General features: G+C 64.3%; 21 protein-coding genes and 1 tRNA gene. 18 read left to right on the top strand and 4 right to left on the bottom strand.

Features of this window, described 5'->3' with window-relative positions:
• Nucleotides 1-9: 9 nt before the first annotated feature.
• Together C5689_RS18400 and C5689_RS08800 are read left to right on the top strand one after the other, a co-directional pair.
• Nucleotides 10-153 carry a hypothetical protein gene (locus C5689_RS18400; RefSeq protein WP_158271793.1) on the top strand — a complete coding sequence of 48 codons (144 nt, stop codon included), beginning with the start codon at nt 10-12 and terminating at the stop codon, nt 151-153.
• A 57-nt stretch (nt 154-210) separates the two neighbouring features.
• Nucleotides 211-774 carry a LabA-like NYN domain-containing protein gene (locus C5689_RS08800; RefSeq protein WP_108916971.1) on the top strand — a complete coding sequence of 188 codons (564 nt, stop codon included), beginning with the start codon at nt 211-213 and terminating at the stop codon, nt 772-774.
• Nucleotides 775-850: 76 nt separating this feature from the next.
• On the opposite strand, the gene C5689_RS08795 is transcribed toward C5689_RS08800, so the two are convergent.
• Nucleotides 851-2,059, bottom strand: a complete 1,209-nt coding sequence (locus C5689_RS08795; protein WP_108916970.1) for an MFS transporter — start codon at nt 2,057-2,059, stop codon at nt 851-853.
• Between the two features lie 228 nt (nt 2,060-2,287).
• Between C5689_RS08795 and C5689_RS08790 the strand changes: the two genes are divergently transcribed.
• The 6 genes from C5689_RS08790 (at nt 2,288) to C5689_RS08765 (ending at nt 6,662) form a co-directional block, all read left to right on the top strand.
• Nucleotides 2,288-3,847 carry a leucyl aminopeptidase gene (locus C5689_RS08790; RefSeq protein ID WP_108916900.1) on the top strand — a complete coding sequence of 520 codons (1,560 nt, stop codon included), beginning with the start codon at nt 2,288-2,290 and terminating at the stop codon, nt 3,845-3,847.
• A gap of 119 nt (nt 3,848-3,966) precedes the next feature.
• Nucleotides 3,967-4,042 (top strand) — tRNA-Glu (locus C5689_RS08785).
• Nucleotides 4,043-4,199: 157 nt separating this feature from the next.
• Nucleotides 4,200-4,793: a hypothetical protein gene (locus C5689_RS18845; protein WP_244594647.1), complete on the top strand. Its 594-nt coding sequence runs from the start codon at nt 4,200-4,202 to the stop codon at nt 4,791-4,793.
• A 51-nt stretch (nt 4,794-4,844) separates the two neighbouring features.
• Complete coding sequence (locus C5689_RS08775) at nt 4,845-5,357, top strand: arsenate reductase ArsC (protein WP_108916969.1); 513 nt, start codon at nt 4,845-4,847, stop codon at nt 5,355-5,357.
• A gap of 61 nt (nt 5,358-5,418) precedes the next feature.
• Complete coding sequence (locus C5689_RS19115; RefSeq protein ID WP_108916899.1) at nt 5,419-5,757, top strand: FecR/PupR family sigma factor regulator; 339 nt, start codon at nt 5,419-5,421, stop codon at nt 5,755-5,757.
• Between the two features lie 23 nt (nt 5,758-5,780).
• Nucleotides 5,781-6,662, top strand: a complete 882-nt coding sequence (locus C5689_RS08765; protein WP_108916898.1) for an arsenate reductase/protein-tyrosine-phosphatase family protein — start codon at nt 5,781-5,783, stop codon at nt 6,660-6,662.
• 124 nt (nt 6,663-6,786) lie between these two features.
• On the opposite strand, the gene C5689_RS18840 is transcribed toward C5689_RS08765, so the two are convergent.
• Together C5689_RS18840 and C5689_RS08755 are read right to left on the bottom strand one after the other, a co-directional pair.
• Nucleotides 6,787-7,014: a GDCCVxC domain-containing (seleno)protein gene (locus C5689_RS18840; RefSeq protein WP_108916897.1), complete on the bottom strand. Its 228-nt coding sequence runs from the start codon at nt 7,012-7,014 to the stop codon at nt 6,787-6,789.
• Entirely contained in the window at nt 7,015-7,446 is a 432-nt protein-coding gene (locus C5689_RS08755; RefSeq protein ID WP_108916896.1) for a mercury transporter MerT, read from the bottom strand.
• Between the two features lie 68 nt (nt 7,447-7,514).
• Here C5689_RS08755 and C5689_RS08750 point away from each other — a divergent pair, with 68 nt between their 5' ends.
• A complete protein-coding gene (locus C5689_RS08750) occupies nt 7,515-7,925 on the top strand; it encodes a MerR family transcriptional regulator (protein WP_108916895.1) in 411 nt (136 codons plus the stop codon).
• A gap of 11 nt (nt 7,926-7,936) precedes the next feature.
• Here the strand turns inward: C5689_RS08750 and C5689_RS08745 are convergent, their stop codons facing one another.
• Nucleotides 7,937-8,716 carry a sulfite exporter TauE/SafE family protein gene (locus C5689_RS08745; RefSeq protein WP_108916894.1) on the bottom strand — a complete coding sequence of 260 codons (780 nt, stop codon included), beginning with the start codon at nt 8,714-8,716 and terminating at the stop codon, nt 7,937-7,939.
• A gap of 151 nt (nt 8,717-8,867) precedes the next feature.
• Between C5689_RS08745 and C5689_RS08740 the strand changes: the two genes are divergently transcribed.
• From C5689_RS08740 to C5689_RS08700, 9 genes are all read left to right on the top strand, one after another.
• Nucleotides 8,868-9,212: an ArsR/SmtB family transcription factor gene (locus tag C5689_RS08740; protein ID WP_108916893.1), complete on the top strand. Its 345-nt coding sequence runs from the start codon at nt 8,868-8,870 to the stop codon at nt 9,210-9,212.
• Nucleotides 9,209-9,721, top strand: a complete 513-nt coding sequence (locus C5689_RS08735; protein ID WP_108916892.1) for an ArsI/CadI family heavy metal resistance metalloenzyme — start codon at nt 9,209-9,211, stop codon at nt 9,719-9,721. Before C5689_RS08740 ends, C5689_RS08735 begins: the two co-directional genes overlap by 4 nt.
• Nucleotides 9,718-10,155 (top strand): arsenate reductase (glutaredoxin), encoded by a 438-nt coding sequence (gene arsC / locus C5689_RS08730; protein ID WP_108916968.1) that lies wholly within the window; start codon nt 9,718-9,720, stop codon nt 10,153-10,155. The genes C5689_RS08735 and arsC overlap by 4 nt, the downstream gene beginning before the upstream one ends.
• Nucleotides 10,156-10,173: 18 nt before the next feature.
• Nucleotides 10,174-10,530 carry an arsenite efflux transporter metallochaperone ArsD gene (gene arsD, locus C5689_RS08725; RefSeq protein WP_108916891.1) on the top strand — a complete coding sequence of 119 codons (357 nt, stop codon included), beginning with the start codon at nt 10,174-10,176 and terminating at the stop codon, nt 10,528-10,530.
• Nucleotides 10,531-10,539: 9 nt separating this feature from the next.
• Complete coding sequence (gene arsA, locus C5689_RS08720) at nt 10,540-12,309, top strand: arsenical pump-driving ATPase (protein WP_108916890.1); 1,770 nt, start codon at nt 10,540-10,542, stop codon at nt 12,307-12,309.
• A gap of 88 nt (nt 12,310-12,397) precedes the next feature.
• Nucleotides 12,398-13,438 carry an ACR3 family arsenite efflux transporter gene (gene arsB / locus C5689_RS08715; protein ID WP_108916967.1) on the top strand — a complete coding sequence of 347 codons (1,041 nt, stop codon included), beginning with the start codon at nt 12,398-12,400 and terminating at the stop codon, nt 13,436-13,438.
• A gap of 29 nt (nt 13,439-13,467) precedes the next feature.
• Nucleotides 13,468-14,298: a class I SAM-dependent methyltransferase gene (locus tag C5689_RS08710; RefSeq protein ID WP_108916889.1), complete on the top strand. Its 831-nt coding sequence runs from the start codon at nt 13,468-13,470 to the stop codon at nt 14,296-14,298.
• A gap of 145 nt (nt 14,299-14,443) precedes the next feature.
• A complete protein-coding gene (locus C5689_RS08705) occupies nt 14,444-15,982 on the top strand; it encodes a type I restriction-modification system subunit M (protein WP_108916966.1) in 1,539 nt (512 codons plus the stop codon).
• Nucleotides 15,979-16,999 (top strand): restriction endonuclease subunit S (locus tag C5689_RS08700; protein WP_108916888.1); only part of this gene is annotated, 1,021 nt, incomplete at its 3' end. The genes C5689_RS08705 and C5689_RS08700, both read left to right, overlap by 4 nt.

Here is a 16,999-nt window from a genome sequence, read left to right as displayed (position 1 = left end):
GGAGCCTCCATGAATCTGTCCGTGATCATGATGATCCAGCCGCATATCGAAACGGCCGCCGAAATTCTCCGATTCTTGGGCAATGGACTCGTCATCGTCGATCTCGTGGGTTTCGTGGCGATGCTCGGAATTCTGATCTTCGAGCTGTTTTGACGCCGCCGTTCGAGTGGCCGGCGGCGCCCGACGCGCTTTGCGAATATGAGAGAGAAAATGCGATCTTGCGATCGAAGCGCGATATTCATCGACGGCGCCAATCTGCATTTCGCCGTCGGATGTCTCGGCATCGATCTCGACTATGCGCGTCTGCTGCGCCTGTTGCGCGGCGGTTCGCCTGCGGCGAAGGTCTTCTATTATGCGGCGTCGACAGAGGCGCAATCCGACGGGAGCGCGAGCCGGCTGACCGATTGGCTCGCCTATAATGGATATGTCGTCGTCGCCAAGCCGGTCGCGCAATCGGTCGACGTCTTCGGTCGCCGCAGAAACATAGGCAGCATAGACGTCGATCTCGCGGTCGCCGCTCTGGCGATGGCGGAGCATGTCGAGGCGATGACATTGGTTTCCGGCAATGGCGCTTTCCGACCGCTCATTGAGGCGGTCCAGCGCAAAGGCGTGCGCGTATCCGTCGCTTCGACGATCCGAACGCGGCCGCCGATCATCGCGGAAGATTTGCGGCGTCAGGCCGATGAATTCATCGATCTCGCCGACCTCGCCGACGAGATTCGTCGCGCGCCGTTCGAAACGGTCGGTCGACGATCGCCGCCGCGACCGGAATGACTCTGAATATCCTTGTTCGGTCGGTTTTCTTCACGCGAACCGATTCCCACTCGAAAACCACTCTAGAATCGTTTCGCTAGGATCGGCGAGACGCCGCGTCGCCCGAGGGCAGGAAGACGGCGAGCAATCCGATCAGCGGCAGGAAGGAGCAGAGAAGGTAGACGAATTCTATGCTCGTCCGATCGGCCAATTCGCCCAGCGCCGCCGCGCCGACGCCGCTCATGCCGAAGGCGAAGCCGAAGAACAGGCCGGAGACCGCGCCGATGCGATTGGGGGTCAACTCCTGCGCATAGACGAGGATCGCCGGAAAGGCCGAGGACAGCATGAAGCCGATGATCGCACTGAGGCCGATCGTCGCTGGAAGGCCGACATAGGGCAGAGCGAGCGTGAAGGGCAGCACGCCGAGGATCGACGCCCAGATCACGCGCTTGCGGCCGAGCCGATCGCCGAGCGCGCCGCCGATGACCGTGCCGCCGGCGGAAGTGGCGAGGAAAACGAACAAATAGATTTGCGCATCCTCCTGCGTCGAGCCGAAGCGGCTCATCAGATAGAAGACATAATAATTGCCGAGCGCGGCCAGATAGACGAATTTCGAGAACATCAGCGCGACGAGCACCGCGAGCGCGCGGCGCCGCTGGCCGAGGGAAAGGCCCGTGTCCACAGGCGGAGCGATGCGGGACGGCGCCCGCGCATGGCCATTGCTGCGGAACCAATGGCCGAGCGCCGTCACCACGCCCATGCCGCCGAGCGCGACGAGCGCGAACCAGGCGAGGCTGGCCTGCCCGCGCGGCAAAATGAAGAAGGCGGCGAGCAGCGGCCCGAGCGACGAGCCGAAATTGCCGCCGACCTGGAACAGCGATTGGGCGAGGCCATGCGCGCCTCCCGAGGCGATGCGGGCGATGCGCGAGGATTCGGGATGGAAGATGGAGGAGCCGATTCCGAGCAGCATCGCCGCCGCCAGCAGCGCCGGATAGCTGGGCGCGAAGGCGAGCGCCAGCAGCCCGCACAAGGTCGAGCCCATGCCGACGACCAGCGAATAGGCTTGCGGGCGGCGGTCGGTGTAGAGGCCGACCAGCGGCTGCAGCAGAGATGCGGTGACCTGATAGGTGAAGCTCAGCAGGCCGATCTGCCCGAAATCGAGATCGAACCCGCCTTTCAGCAGCGGATAGACCGCGGGCAGCAGCGACTGCATCATATCGTTCAGGAAATGGCAGAAGCTGATCGCGCCCAGCACGGAAAATGCGGGCGCGCCGGCCTCCGGCCGGGCGGCGATGGATCGGCTCAAGGATGCGACCTTTCTTCCTCGGGCGGCGCGCGCCGCCCGAGGCTGCGACACATAAGAAGCAAAGCCCGCGCCGTCCACAAGAGAACGACATTGCCGCGCCGGCGGAGCGCCGTTCCCGCTCCTGTCCGGCGCGACGAGCGTTGACCCTTGGCGGCGTCGGGACGATAGTGCGTCAACACTGCCGCGTGGCCGCGGCAAACGCCTGTTTTCCCTATGAGAGGTTCAAAAATGTCCGCCTATGTGAAAATCGAGACCGTGTCTTTCGGCGAGGCGGAGCGGCGTCTCGCGGCGTCTCCAGAGGCCGGCGGCAGACCTCTCGTCCTCATCGCCTTCGCCGGCGCCAAGCTCCGTTTCGGCTCCGAATCGGAGACGATTCTCAAAGAGGCGCTCCCGCAAGTGACCCGCGCCGCCGCCGCCGCGAAATTCACCGGCAAACGCGGAACTTCGCTCGATCTCTATGCGCCTCAGGGGCTACCGTCGGTCGGCCGTCTGCTCGTCATCGGCGTCGGCTCCGCCGCGGAGGGCGAAGGCTCCGACAGGGCGGAGATTTTCGACGATTTCCTCGGCCTCGGCGGCCAGACGGCGGCCAAGCTCGGCCAGGGCCAGACTGCGCTCGTCGTCTTCGATCCGCCCGAGGCGCCGGCCGATCCCGCCGCCGCGGCCGGCCAATTCGCGCTCGGCGCCGAGCTGCGCGCCTATAAATTCGACCTCTACCGCACCAAGAAGAAGAAAGACGATTCCGAGCGCGAGGGCGCGAGCGACATCGCTCTGGCGGTCGCCGACCCCGACGCCGCGCGCGGCGCGGTCGGGCAGTCGCTCGGCCTCGCGGAGGGCGTCGTCATCGCCCGCGATCTCGTCAACGAACCCGCCAATGTCCTCTATCCCGAGGAGTTCGCCCGCCGCGCCGCCAAGCTCGCGGCGCTCGGCGTGGAGGTGGAGATTCTCGACGTTCCGGCGCTGGAATCGCTCGGCTTCCGCGCGCTTCTCGGCGTCGGCCAGGGCTCGGTCCATCCGAGCCGCGTCGTGATTCTGCGCTGGAACGGCGGCGCCCCCGGCGCGCAGCCCATCGCCTTCGTGGGCAAGGGCGTCTGCTTCGACACCGGCGGCATCTCCATAAAGCCGGCGGCCAGCATGGAGGATATGAAGGGCGACATGGCCGGCGCCGCCGCCGTGACCGGGCTTCTCCATGCGCTGGCGATGCGCAAGGCCAAGGCCAATGTGATCGGCGTGCTCGGCCTCGTCGAGAACATGCCTTCGGGCGAGGCGCAGCGGCCGGGCGACATCGTCACCTCGCTCTCCGGCCAGACGATCGAGATCATCAACACCGACGCGGAAGGCCGGCTCGTGCTCGCCGACGCGCTCTGGCATGTGAAGGAGACATACAAGCCGGCCTTCATCATCGATCTGGCGACGCTGACCGGCGCCATTCTGGTGGCGCTGGGGCAGGAGCACGCCGGGCTCTTCTCCAACAATGACGAGCTGGCGGGCCGCATCCTCGAGGCCGGCAAGGCGACCGGCGAGAAGCTCTGGCGTCTGCCGATGGGCCCGGCCTATGACAAGCTGGTCGATTCGAAATTCGCCGATATGAAGAACACGGGCGGCCGTCACGCCGGCTCGATCACGGCGGCGCAATTTCTGGAGCGATTCGTCGACAAGACGCCCTGGGCGCATCTCGACATCGCCGGCACGGGCATGGGCTCGCCGGCTTCGGACATCAACCAGAGCTGGGCGTCCGGCTGGGGCGTGCGGCTGCTGGACCGTCTGGTGAAGGATTATTACGAAGGCTGAAGCGGCCCGCCGCCCCGCCGGCCATCGGCGGGGCGGCGTCGATACGACGGCATTCGGATAATCGCGTTCGGATAACCTCTTGCTCGACCGACCGGAGCAGTCTATAGACGCCCTCGTCCGCTCCCTTCGTCTAGTGGCCCAGGACGTCGCCCTCTCACGGCGAAAACAGGGGTTCGAGTCCCCTAGGGAGCGCCATTTGCGTATAAAACCGCGAACGCCATTGCCGATTTGTTCTCCGCCGGAGACGACGGCCTGTTCGAGGCTGGTTTTCGAGCCGTGAATGCGGATGACGTGGTCGTCGACCTCGACGACCGCCCGCAAATAGGCCCTGCGGAACGACGTTTCGCCGACTGTGATCTTTTCTCGCATGACGGCGCGCAGCCTGGGATTCGAATTCGATCTCAGAGGCCGCATAGACGATAATTGGAGCGTCATCGCCGATTACACGCATGACGACGTGCGAACCGTGGAGGGCGCGAGCTCCTACGATCCGCTGACGCTCATCGCGACGCAGCTCGCCATCGCCAGCGCCGAGCTGCCGGGCAGTCCGCGCAACTACGGCAATCTGCGCGGGACTTCCATATTCGGCGCTCGATCGATCACGCGCCCCCCTCGACCGATGCGGAAGTCGACGCCACGCGCCGTATCGATCGCATTGTCGCAGGCGAGAGCGCCGAATTTCGCGCGAATGTCGCGGCTGTGGCTGTCGATATCGCGCCGCATGGGCCACATCCGAAATCTGGTCGCGCGTGAACGCCATGCCGGGGTAATCGGCCAGCGCCGCAGCTGCGGCGGCGGCGAGGGCGAGCCGCAATTCCTTTGTGCAGTTACCCCTTCGCTGAGCGGTAAGGAGGCGCGCTCGACGCGAGGGCGGCGGCGCGGCGTCAAAAATCGGCGTCGAAGCCCGATCTCTGCTTTGCAGAAGAAGCGACGAGCGCTATATTGATATGTCGATAGGTCCAGACATAACGGAACATCACCCAGAGGGACGCCAATGATGGAAGACAGGGTCTATAATGTGCTTTTTCTCTGCACCGGCAATTCCGCGCGCTCGATCATCGCCGAGGCGATCCTCGATCGCGTGGGCGCCGGTCGCTTCAAAGCCTATAGCGCGGGCTCTAGGCCAAAAGGCGAGGTCAATCCGTACACGGTGGCGGTGTTGGAGAAGTCCGGCTTCAAAGCGGATGGTTATCGCTCCAAAAGCTGGAGCGAATTTGCCGAGCCCGGCGCTCCGCCGCTCGATTTCGTCTTCACCGTCTGCGACGACGCCGCGAAGGAAGAGTGCCCCTATTGGCCGGGCCAGCCGATGACGGCGCATTGGGGTTTGCCCGACCCTGCCGCTGTCGAAGGGACCGAGATCGAGAAGCATCTGGCCTTCGCCGATGCGTTCCGTATGCTCAACAACCGCATCTCGATCTTCGCCTCCCTTCCGATGAAGGGCCTCGACAAGCTCTCCTTGCAGAGGCGGCTCGAGGAGATCGGCAAGGCGAAGCCTGTCGACGCCCCCTGAGCGCGTCGCGCTCGGAGGCGGATGGCTCGGGTCATGCTCGAAACGCCGGACTTGCGATCTGATGGAACCGGACGATCCGACTCCCGATTTGGACCCGTTGCTGTGCGAGGCTCTTTCATGGGTCGTCCGCATGCATTCGGGCGAAGCGACCCGCGCCCATCTCGTCGAGCTGCAGCAGTGGCGCGGGATGAGATTCGAGCATGAGGAAGCCTTCCGCGAAGCCTCGCGGCTCTGGCGCGCCTGCCGTGAGGCGGCGCGCGAGCTGGCCGAGGAAGCCGCAGCCGCGACGGCCGCCGCGGATCCGCCTCCGGCAGGCGCTCGATGCGATCCGCTCCAGGACCGCTTGTCGACAGGTAGTGACGCGTCGAGAATTCGACTATTCTCGCCAAAGGGCCGCTGACGGTCCAAGGAGGCGAGGGACAAATGACGGAAGATCGGATCGCCGCAGCCGAGATCGTCGGTATTTTCGAGGCCTTGGCGCAGACGACGCGCCTCGAGGCCTATCGTCTGCTGCTGCGCTATCTTCCCTATGGACTGCCTGCGGGCGACATCGCCCGCCTTCTGGCCGTGCCGCACAATACGCTCTCGACCCATATCGCCCATCTCGAACGCGCCGGACTCGTCCTCGGACGACGCGAGGGGCGTTCGGTGATCTACGCCGCCAATTCCAGCAAATTGGGCCATGTGCTCACGACGATGCTGACCGATCTCGGAGCATCGCTCGATGATCTCACTCTCGCGGCGCCCGCCTTTCCGCAGAAGCGTCCGAAATCGGCGAGCAAGCGGGTCCGCAATGTTTTGTTTCTCTGCTCCGGCAACGCCGCGCGCTCCATTCTGGCGGAGGCGATTCTGAACCGCGAGGGCGGCGACCGCTTCCGCGCTTTTTCGGCCGGCAGCAGGCCCGCCGAGCGGCCCGATCCGGTCGGCGTGGAACTGCTGTCGTCGCTCGGCTACGACACGCGAGAGTTTCGCTCCAAGAGCTGGAAGGAGTTTACGAAGCCCGACGCGCCACGAATGGACTTTGTCATCACCCTCTGTGACGACATTTGCGAGCAGCCCTGCGGCCCCTGGCCGCGCAACGCGCTGCTGGCGCATTGGGGCGTCGCCGATCCGGCGATGGCGAAGGGCGACGACGCGCAGAAACGCGCCGCCTTCATGGAAGCCTATCGGCGCCTCGGCGCGAGGCTGACGGCCTTCGTCAATCTGCCCTTCGAGTCGCTGGACCGGGCGGCGCTGAAGAGCCGTCTCGCCGATATTGCGACGATGGAGGGGGCGACGGAACTGGCGGTGAATAATGCTGCGTGAGGGATAGGTGGGGTGGATGGCGGAATGAACGTCGGTGTTGGGTGGGTTCGAGATTCCGTGACACGCCAGCGGTGAAAATCTTGCGCGCTTCCGAATGTGCGCGATTATGTGAACGGCGGCGGCGCTATGCGCCGGAACAACATCCGGCGGCTCGACCATGCGCGTTCGCCTCCTGAATCGGCGGGCATGGCGCGTCGCCGTAAGAGCAGAAGACACAACAATCCCCGGCCTTCGGCTTGAGCACGGCCCCGCATCCCTTGCACGCATAGAGGAACTGGCAGGCGTCGGTCGGCATCGTCTCAGTCGCCTGACCGCCGCAAATCGGGCAGGTTATCGTCGAGTCGAGTTGCATTCACCGCCCCCAGAAGAACTTCAGCAGCAAAGGATCTATGTGGCGCCAGCTCGCAGCCAGCGCCACGATGAGAGAGGCGAGCAGCAGCAGCGCCAGCGTCGCGCGGGATCGCTCCGGCGAGGCGCAGCCCACACGCGAAACGCAAGGAGCCGGACGCTTCCACCACCAAGCGCCCAATCCCCCGGCAATGGCCAAGGCGCTGACGACCAGAAACGGGACGCGCGACTCGGCGACCATCTCGATGCCGGCGAGAACGCTCGCGCCCGCGCCTGCCGCGGCGAGTCCGAGCGGAATGACACAGCACGAGGAGGCGACGACAGCGCCGAGACCCGCGACGAGCCCCAATGAGGCGAGCCACTTCGAAGTGGCCGGCATGGCGGGAGGAGAGGTTGACGGTGAAGTCATCTCGTCAGCAGCATCGTCCACGGTCATGGCTCGCCCTTCCTTCATGGTTGGGCTATCCTGCAACCCGTAGCGGCTACGGGTGCAAGAGAAATTCCATGCGGCCATTGACGATCGGTCGGCTCGCGGCGGCGGCGGGCGTCAACCTCGAGACCGTGCGCTATTATGAGCGTATCGATCTCATGCTCCCGCCGGCACGGACAGCGAGCGGACATCGCGCCTATGACGCGGCGCATATTCGAAGGCTCGCCTTTATCCGCCGCGCCCGCGAGCTCGGTTTCAGCATCGAGGAAATTCGCGCCCTTCTCGCTCTCGCCGAGCCGACTCGTGCTTCCTGCGCCGAAGTTCGAGAAATTGCGAGGGTCCATCTCGACGACGTGCGGACGAAGCTCGCCGACCTCACGAAGCTCGAGCACATTCTCGGCGAGACGATCGGCCGTTGTTCCGGCGATCCTGCCCCGCCATGCCCAGTGCTCGATATGTTGGATGTCGGAGCGAAGCCTGATTAGGCTCTGCCTCCTCATTCATGTCGCCAGATCTTGATGGCGGAAACGATGAGGATCGCAGCCAGAAGCGGCAGCAAAATTGCGCTCGGCGCCATGCCGAGCAGACGTCCGCCAATGAATGTACCGACGATCGAGCCGAGCGCCATGACGACGACAAAGGATTGATTTTGTCGTAACACCGCGAAACTACGATCGCGGCTGTAACGGGCGAAGCCAACGATCATCGTCGGCAGACTGATCGCGAGCGAGAGGCTGCCCGCGAGCTTGATATCCACGCCAAACAGCAAAACTAGGGTCGGGATAAGCAGTTCTCCTCCCGCAACGCCGAGAAGCGAGGCGACGAGCCCGATGATGAAGCCCGCCGCAACTCCCGCAACGAATTGGAGACTGCCGCTCGCGAGTCCGCTCGCATGCTGGTCATGGCCGAACACCAGCAGGGCGGCTATGCCCACCAGCAGCAGAGCAATCACGCGGTAGAGCGTCGCCGATTTGAGGCGCGTCGCCCATCCCGCCCCGATCCATGCGCCGAGGAGACTTCCTGCCAGCAGATTGAGAATAACCGGCCATTGAGCGGCGACGTCGCCCAGCGACACGGCCGACGCCCGAAACGGCAAGGCCGAGGCGACAACGACAAGACTCGTCGCTTTATTGACGATGACCGCTTCGAGCGCGCCGAACTCGAATGCGCCAATCAGTAATGGCAGACGGAATTCAGCGCCGCCCAACCCGATCAGTCCGCCGAGCGTTCCGATGATCGCTCCGCCGCCGAACGTCGCCGCTTTGTTGTCCCGCACGCGTGCTCCTCACTTTTTCTCGCGGCGTTGCGCGGTATATGCCACGCGACGTTCACTGCGATGTGCATAGGTCCGAGATTCCACTTCCGCAACCCGGAAGCACGACAAGCCAGTCCCTTGACTAAACGGATATTTCAAATATACTGGAACTATGGAAAAGAACAACGCCATCGCGGCCCTCGTCGCGCTCGCTCACGAGTCCCGCCTCGATATTTTCCGGCTGCTGATGCAAGCGGGCCCCAAGGGGCTTCCCGCCGGAAAAATCAGCGAGCGGCTCGGGCTTCCTGCGACGACGCTGTCTTTCCACCTCAATCAGCTCAAGCACGCCGATCTCGTGACGTTCCGTCGGGACGGCCGCTCGCTGATCTATTCGGCCGCCTATCCCGTCATGAATGCGCTGCTCGCCTATCTGACGGAGAATTGCTGCAAGGGCGACGCCGCCGCTTGCTGCGTCACGGAAGCCGATACGACCTGCCAGACCGAGAGGGTTCCATGAAGCGCCTGCATCTGCATGTGTCCGTCGATGACCTGCCCCGATCCATCCATTTCTACAGCGCGCTGTTCGGCGCCGCGCCGACAGTCGAGAAGCCCGATTACGCCAAATGGATGCTCGACGATCCGCGCGTGAATTTCGCTATTTCGGCGCGAGGCGGGTCGAGCCTCGGATTGGAGCATCTCGGCATTCAGGTCGAAACCACGGACGAGCTGCACGACGTTTATGGCCGCCTGAAGCAGGCCGGCGGGCGCGTCTATGAAGAGGGCGCGACCACCTGCTGCTATGCGAAGTCGGAAAAATCCTGGATCGCCGATCCGCAAGGGCTGATGTGGGAGACGTTTCTCACGACCGGAGAAAGCCCGGTTTATGGCGGCGATCCGGCGCTGGACGCGCTGAAGGGCGAGGCTGGCGCCTGTTGCACGCCGACGACGCCGCAAGGCGAATGCTGTCCGCCGAAGCCGGACCTTCCCGCAAAGGCGCCGTGCTGCGGCGCGAAGGAGCCCGCATGAGCGCGCCCGATGTGATCATCTATCACAATCCCGATTGCGGAACCTCGCGCAACACGCTCGGCCTCATCCGCAACGCCGGGATAGAGCCGCATGTGATCGAATATTTGAAGACGCCGCCGACGCGCGCGCTGCTCGAGCAGCTCATCGCGCGAATGGGAATATCGACGCGGGCGCTGCTGCGGGAAAAAGGGACGCCCTATCACGAACTCGGCCTCGGCGATCCGACGCTGACCGACGAGCAATTGCTCGACGCGATGATGGCGCATCCGATCCTCATCAATCGGCCGATCGTCGTCACCTCCATGGGCGTGAAGCTGTGCCGTCCGTCGGAGGCGGTTCTGGACATTCTGCCGCTGCCGCAGCGCGGCGCCTTTTACAAGGAGGACGGCGAGCTCATCGTCGATTCCGCCGGCCGGCGCGTGGCGACGGCATAACAATCGAGGGAGACGGATATGACGGCGATCGAAATCTATGACCCGGCGCTCTGTTGCAGCACCGGCGTGTGCGGAACCGAGGTCGATCAGGCGCTGGTGAGCTTTGCCGCCGATGTCGATTGGGCCAAGCAGAACGGCGCTCGCATCGAGCGATTCAATTTGGCGCAGCAGCCGCTCGCCTTCGCCGAGAATGCGATCGTCAAAGCCTTTCTGGAGCGTTCTGGGCAGGAGGCGCTGCCTCTGGTGCTCGTCGCGGGCGAGGTCGCTCTCGCCGGGCGCTATCCGAGCCGCAGCGAGCTTGCCCGCTGGGCCGGCCTCGTCGAGACCGCGACGGAGCCGAAGCACAGCGGATGCTGCGGCGGCGGCAGTTGCTGAAGGCCCGTGATGAAATTCCTCGAGCAGCCGCCGCGCTTCCTGTTCTTCACCGGCAAGGGCGGGGTCGGCAAAACATCGATCGCCTGCGCGACGGCGATCGCGCTCGCCGAGGCCGGGCGGCGCGTGCTGCTGGTCAGCACCGATCCGGCGTCCAATGTGGCGCAAGTGTTCGGAACGATCATCGGCAATCGGATCACCGACATTCCTGGCGCGCCGGGCCTGTCGGCGCTGGAGATCGACCCGCAGGCCGCTGCGCAGGCCTATCGCGACCGCATTGTCGGCCCGGTGCGCGGCCTGCTTCCGGACGCTGTGGTGAAGGGGATCGAGGAGCAGCTATCGGGCGCCTGCACGACGGAGATCGCCGCCTTCGATGAATTCACCGCGCTGCTGGTCGATTCCGCGCTCACCGCGAATTACGATCACATCGTCTTCGACACAGCGCCGACGGGGCATACGATCCGCCTGCTGCAATTGCCGGGCGCCTGGAGCGGCTTTCTCGAATCCGGCAAGGGCGACGCCTCTTGCCTCGGGCCGCTGGCGGGGCTGGACAAGCAACGCGCGCAATATGGCCGCGCCGTCGAGGCGCTGGCCGACGCCGAGCGCACGCGCCTCGTGCTGGTCGCCCGCGCGCAGCGATCGGCGCTGAACGAAATCGCCCGCACGCATAAGGAGCTGGCGGCGATCGGCATCGCGCAGCAATATCTCGTCATCAATGGCTTGCTGCCGGAAGAGGAGGCGAAGCAGGATTCGCTCGCCGCCGCCATCTATGAGCGCGAGCAGGCGGCGTTGCGCGCGCTTCCCGCCGAGCTCGCCGCTTTGCCCTGTGATCGCGTCGCGCTCAGGCCGTTCAATCTCGTCGGCCTGGACGCCTTGCGGCAATTGCTCGGCGCGACGCCGTCGCCGGCGAACGCGAGCGAGGACGAGCCGATCGCGCTCGACGCGCCGAGCCTATCGGAGCTGGTCGACGCAATAGCGGCGGACGGTCATGGCCTCGTGATGCTGATGGGCAAGGGCGGCGTCGGCAAGACGACTCTGGCGGCCGCCGTCGCCGTGGAGCTCGCGCGCCGCGGACTGCCCGTGCATCTCACCACCTCCGATCCGGCCGCGCATCTTTCGGAAACGCTGCATGGATCATTGGAGCATCTGAAAGTGAGCCGCATCGATCCGCACGCCGAAACGGAGCGCTATCGTCGCGAGATATTGGCCGCCAAGGGCGCCGAGCTGGACGCCGCCGGCCGCGCGCTGCTGGAAGAAGATTTGCGCTCGCCCTGCACCGAGGAGATCGCCGTGTTTCAGGCCTTCTCGCGCATTATCCGCGAGGCGGGCGAGAGTTTCGTCGTGATGGACACGGCGCCGACCGGCCATACCCTTCTGCTGCTGGACGCGACCGGCGCCTATCATCGCGAGGTCGCGCGCCAATTGGACGCCAAAGGCGCGCATTACACGACGCCGATGATGCAATTGCAGAATCCCAAGCAGACCAAAGTTCTGCTGGCGACGCTCGCCGAGACGACGCCCGTTCTGGAGGCGGCCGGCCTTCAGGCCGATTTGCGGCGCGCCGGAATCGAGCCTTGGGCGTGGATCATCAACAATAGCGTGGCCGCCGCGCGCCCGCATTCGCCGCTGCTCCGTCAGCGCGCGCGCAATGAGATACGCGAGATCGACGCCGTCGCCGCCACTCATGCGCGGCGCTATGCGATCGTCCCGCTGCTGAAGGAAGAGCCGGTCGGCGTTTCTCGCCTTCTGGAATTGGCGGGCCGCGCCGTCGAAGCCGCCTGATATTTCACCGAAAGGAAAACCGATGGAACTGCGCGCAACTCCGGCCGCCATGGAGCCGGATCGAAGCAAAGCATCCGCCGCGCCCGCCATGGGCGTTTTCGAGCGCTATCTGACCCTGTGGGTCGCGCTCTGCATCATCGTCGGCATCGCGCTCGGCCAGGCGGCGCCCGTCGTTTTTCACGCCATTGGAGAGGCGACGGTCGCGCAAGTGAATCTCCCGGTCGCGGCGCTGGTGTGGCTGATGATCATCCCCATGCTGCTGAAGATCGACCTCGCCGCGCTGGCGCAGGTGCGCGAGCATTGGCGCGGCATCGCTGTGACCGTCGGCATCAATTGGCTGGTGAAACCCTTCTCCATGGCTCTGCTCGGCTGGCTGTTCATCGCGCATCTGTTCCGGCCCTTTCTTCCGGCCGATCAGATCGACGCCTATATCGCCGGCCTCATTCTGCTGGCGGCGGCGCCCTGCACGGCCATGGTGTTCGTGTGGTCCAATCTCGTCGATGGCGAGCCGCATTTCACTTTGTCGCAAGTCGCGCTCAACGACACGATCATGATCGTCGCTTTTGCGCCGCTCGTCGCTCTGCTGCTCGGCCTGTCGTCCATCACCGTGCCATGGGGCACGCTGCTTCTGTCGGTCGGCCTCTATATCGTCGCGCCGGTCATCGCATCGCAGCTTTGGCGACGCGCGCTGTTGGCGAAGGGCGGCGCGGCGGCGCTGGCCGCGACGCTGCGCGTGCTCGGCCCGCTTTCGCTCGTCGCGCTGCTGCTCACGCTCGTCATTCTGTTCGGCCTGCAGGGCGAAGAGATCATGCGACAGCCGCTGGTCATCGCGCTCCTGGCGACGCCGATCCTGATCCAGGTCTATTTCAACGCCGGCCTCGCCTATCTCCTCAATCGCCGCCTCGGCGTCGAATGGTGCGTCGCCGGGCCTTCGGCGCTGATCGGGGCCAGCAATTTCTTCGAGCTCGCCGTCGCGACGGCGATCGCTTTGTTCGGTTTCCAATCGGGCGCGGCGCTCGCGACCGTCGTCGGCGTGCTGGTCGAGGTGCCGGTCATGCTCTCCGTCGTCCATATCGTCCGCCGGTCGCGGACATGGTACGAGAACGCCGGCGCGTCCTCGCGCGCGTGAGCGGCGCATAGCGAGATCGGGGAAATCGGATGAACGAATTAGAAGTAGCAAAGGCGAAAGCCGCCGCCGCCTACAATGCCGCCGCCGACTATTTCGACCACCCCGTCAGCTCGTTCTGGCATCGCTTCGGACGAGAGACCGTCGATCGCGTAGATCTTCGTCCCGGCGAATGCGTGCTCGACGTCTGCTGCGGCAGCGGCGGCTCGGCTTTGCCGGCCGCCGAGCGCGTCGGGCCGAAGGGCAGAGTGATCGCCGTCGATCTCGCTGAACGCTTGATCGCATTGGCCGCGTCGAAAGCGCAGAGCAAAGGCCTCGACACGATCGAGTTCCGCGTCGCCGACATGCTCGCCCTCGGCTATCCGGACGACGCATTCGATGCGGTGATTTGCGTGTTCGGCGTCTTTTTCGTGCCCGATATGACCGCGGCGGTTCGGGAGCTGTGGCGCATGGTGCGTCCGGGCGGCCGGCTCGCCATCACCACCTGGGGCCCAAACCTGTTCGAGCCTGCGAACGGCGCCTTCTGGAGCGCGATACGGCAGGAGCGACCCGATCTCTACCGGGGCTTCAACCCCTGGGACCGCATTTCCCAACCGACGGGCCTGCGCGAAATGCTGGCCGAGGCTGGCGTGAGCGGCGCCGACATAGTGGCGGAAGCAGGACGTCACCCCCTCCAGTCGCCGGACGATTGGTGGGCGATCGCTATGGGCAGCGGCTATCGCGGGACGCTCGCACAGCTCGATCCCCAAACTTTTTCGCGGGTCCGAGAGACAAATCTGTCTCTTCTGCGCGCGAGCGGCGCGACTTCGATCGAGACGAATGTCCTTTACGCCGTCGCCGCCAAAGAAATCTCCCCGATGTGACGCTCGGGCGCGAGGAGCGCAGACCGGCGACGGGTTTTGCCCGAGATGCTTTTGCCCGGGATACATGGGCAATCGCGCGCGCGAGGAGAGCCGATTGCTCGGCGCGGGACGGCCGGCTACTCTGCCGCCGCTTTCGGGGGGAGATATGCTGACAGGCGAATTACGCGGCAAGATCGATGGCGTCTGGAATGATTTCTGGTCCGGCGGCCTCGCCAATCCGCTTCAGGTCATCGAACAGATCACTTTTCTCATCTTCATCAAGCGCCTCGACGAGATGCAGGAGCTCGAGGAGCGCAAGGCGACGACGCTGAAACGCCCGCTCGAGCGGCGCATCTTCCCGGAGGGCGCGGACGCCCGCGACGAGCCCTACGAAAATCTGCGCTGGTCCCGCTTCAAGCATTTCGCCGGGCCGGAAATGTTCCGCATCGTCGACGAGCATGTGTTTCCCTTCATCCGCTCGCTCAACGGCGACGGCGGCGCCTATGCGCGGCACATGCGCGACGCGCGCTTTCAAATCCCCAGCCCGCAGCTTCTCGCCAAGGTCGTCGACAAGCTCTCGCAGATCGACATGGGCGATCGCGACACCAAGGGCGACGTCTATGAATATATGCTGGCGAAAATCGCCTCCGCCGGACAGAACGGCCAGTTCCGCACGCCGCGCCACATCATCGCGCTGATGGTGGAGCTGACGCAGCCCAAACCCGAGGATACGATCTGCGATCCCGCCGCCGGCACCTGCGGCTTTCTCGTCGCCGCCGGCGAATATTTGCGCGACAAACACAAGGATCTCTTCCGCGACGAGAAGCTGCGCGCGCATTTTCACGAAAAGCTGTTCAACGGCTTCGATTTCGATCCCACCATGCTGCGCATCGGCGCGATGAACATGGCGCTGCATGGCGTCGAGAACGCCAATGTCGCCTATCGCGATTCGCTCGCCGAGGATCATTCCGAGGACGCCGGGCGCTATTCGCTGGTGCTCGCCAATCCGCCCTTCGCCGGCTCGCTCGATTATGAGACGACGGCCAAGGATTTGCAGCGCATCGTCAAGACCAAGAAGACCGAGCTCTTGTTCCTGGCGCTGTTCCTGCGGCTCTTGAAGACCGGCGGGCGCGCGGCGGTCATCGTGCCGGACGGCGTGCTGTTCGGCTCCTCCAAGGCGCATAAGGATTTGCGCCGCCTGCTGGTCGAGGAGAACAAGCTCGAGGCGGTGGTGAAGCTGCCGTCTGGCGTTTTCCGGCCTTATGCGGGCGTCTCAACGGCGATCCTCGTCTTCACCCGCACCGGCGTCGGCGGCACGGATCATGTGTGGTTCTATGACGTGCAGGCGGACGGCTGGTCGCTCGACGACAAGCGCCAGCCGCTGCTTTCCTCCGAGAAGCTCGGGCCGACGCCGGAGGCGGCGCTCGAGGAGAGCGAGGAGCAGAAGAACAATCTTCCCGACGTGCTGATGCGCTTCGAGGAGCGGGGCGCCGCCGAGCGCGAGCGCCCGCGCACGGCGCAGAGCTTTTGCGTGCCCAAGGCGGATATTGCGGCGGCGGGCTATGACCTCTCGCTCAATCGCTATCGCGAGGTGGAGCATGAGGAGGTGGAGCACGAGAGCCCGGCGGCGATAATCGCCGATCTGCGGCGGCTCGAGGCGGAGATTGCGGAGGGGATGACGCGGCTCGAGGAGATGGTGGGGTGAACGTCAAATCGATCGCGCTCAGCGAGGTGGCGGAATTCAATCCGCCCGCGCCTGCTCTGGCAGCCGACGAGGAAGTCTCATTCGTGCCCATGGCCGCTGTTTCCGAACTCGGCGTGATGCACGTGACTGAACACGCGAGAGTCGCCGACCTCAAGTCTGGCTACAGTTATATGCGAACCGGCGACGTATTGGTGGCGAAGATCACACCTTGTTTCGAGAACAATAAGATCGCCGTGGCGTCATTGGATCGTCCGCATGGATATGGCTCGACGGAGTTCCATGTCATTCGCCCGCGCAAAGAGAAGTTAGAGGCACGCTTTCTCGTTCACTTTTTGCGCCAGGACCAAATCAGAACAGCCGGCGAAAGGCGAATGACCGGGAGCGCCGGTCAACGGCGTGTTCCGAAACAGTTTCTCGGCGAGCTTGCCGTCCCGCTGCCGCCCCTCGACGAGCAGCGGCGGATCGCGGCGATCCTCGATCAGGCCGACGACCTGCGGCGCAAGCGGCGGGAGGCGTTGGGGCGGCTAGAGAAGCTTTCTCAGATGCTCTTCCTCGCAGCAGTCGGCGAGGATAATTCGCATCCGCATGTAAAGCTCTCCAGCGCCTGCGAACTCATTACGGACGGAACCCACTACACTCCCACCTACGCCGCTAAAGGAACGATTTTTCTCTCGGCTCGTAATGTAGTGTCCGGTGTAGTTGATTGGGACAATATAAAATTTATCCCAGATTCCCTACACATGGAGTTACAGAAACGCATATCGCCTAGGCTCAATGACGTTCTGCTGGCCAAGAACGGCACGACTGGCGTTGCCGCTCTTGTAGACAGAGATTTGGTTTTCGACATCTATGTTAGTCTCGCGCTGCTGCGGGCCGGCTCTTCCCTCTTGCCGCAATTTTTGCTTGCGGCATTGAACTCGCCATCCTGTAAGAAGCAATTCGATGGCGCCCTGAAAGGCATTGGTGTTCCTAACTTGCACTTGAAGGATATTCGGGAGGCCAAAATTCCCCTTCCCC

It is taken from the genome of Methylosinus sporium (assembly GCF_003113265.1).
Taxonomy (GTDB): domain Bacteria; phylum Pseudomonadota; class Alphaproteobacteria; order Rhizobiales; family Beijerinckiaceae; genus Methylosinus; species Methylosinus sporium.
The sequence above is the reverse complement of the archived record's forward strand: the minus strand, read 5'-3'. Positions and strand labels throughout refer to the sequence as shown.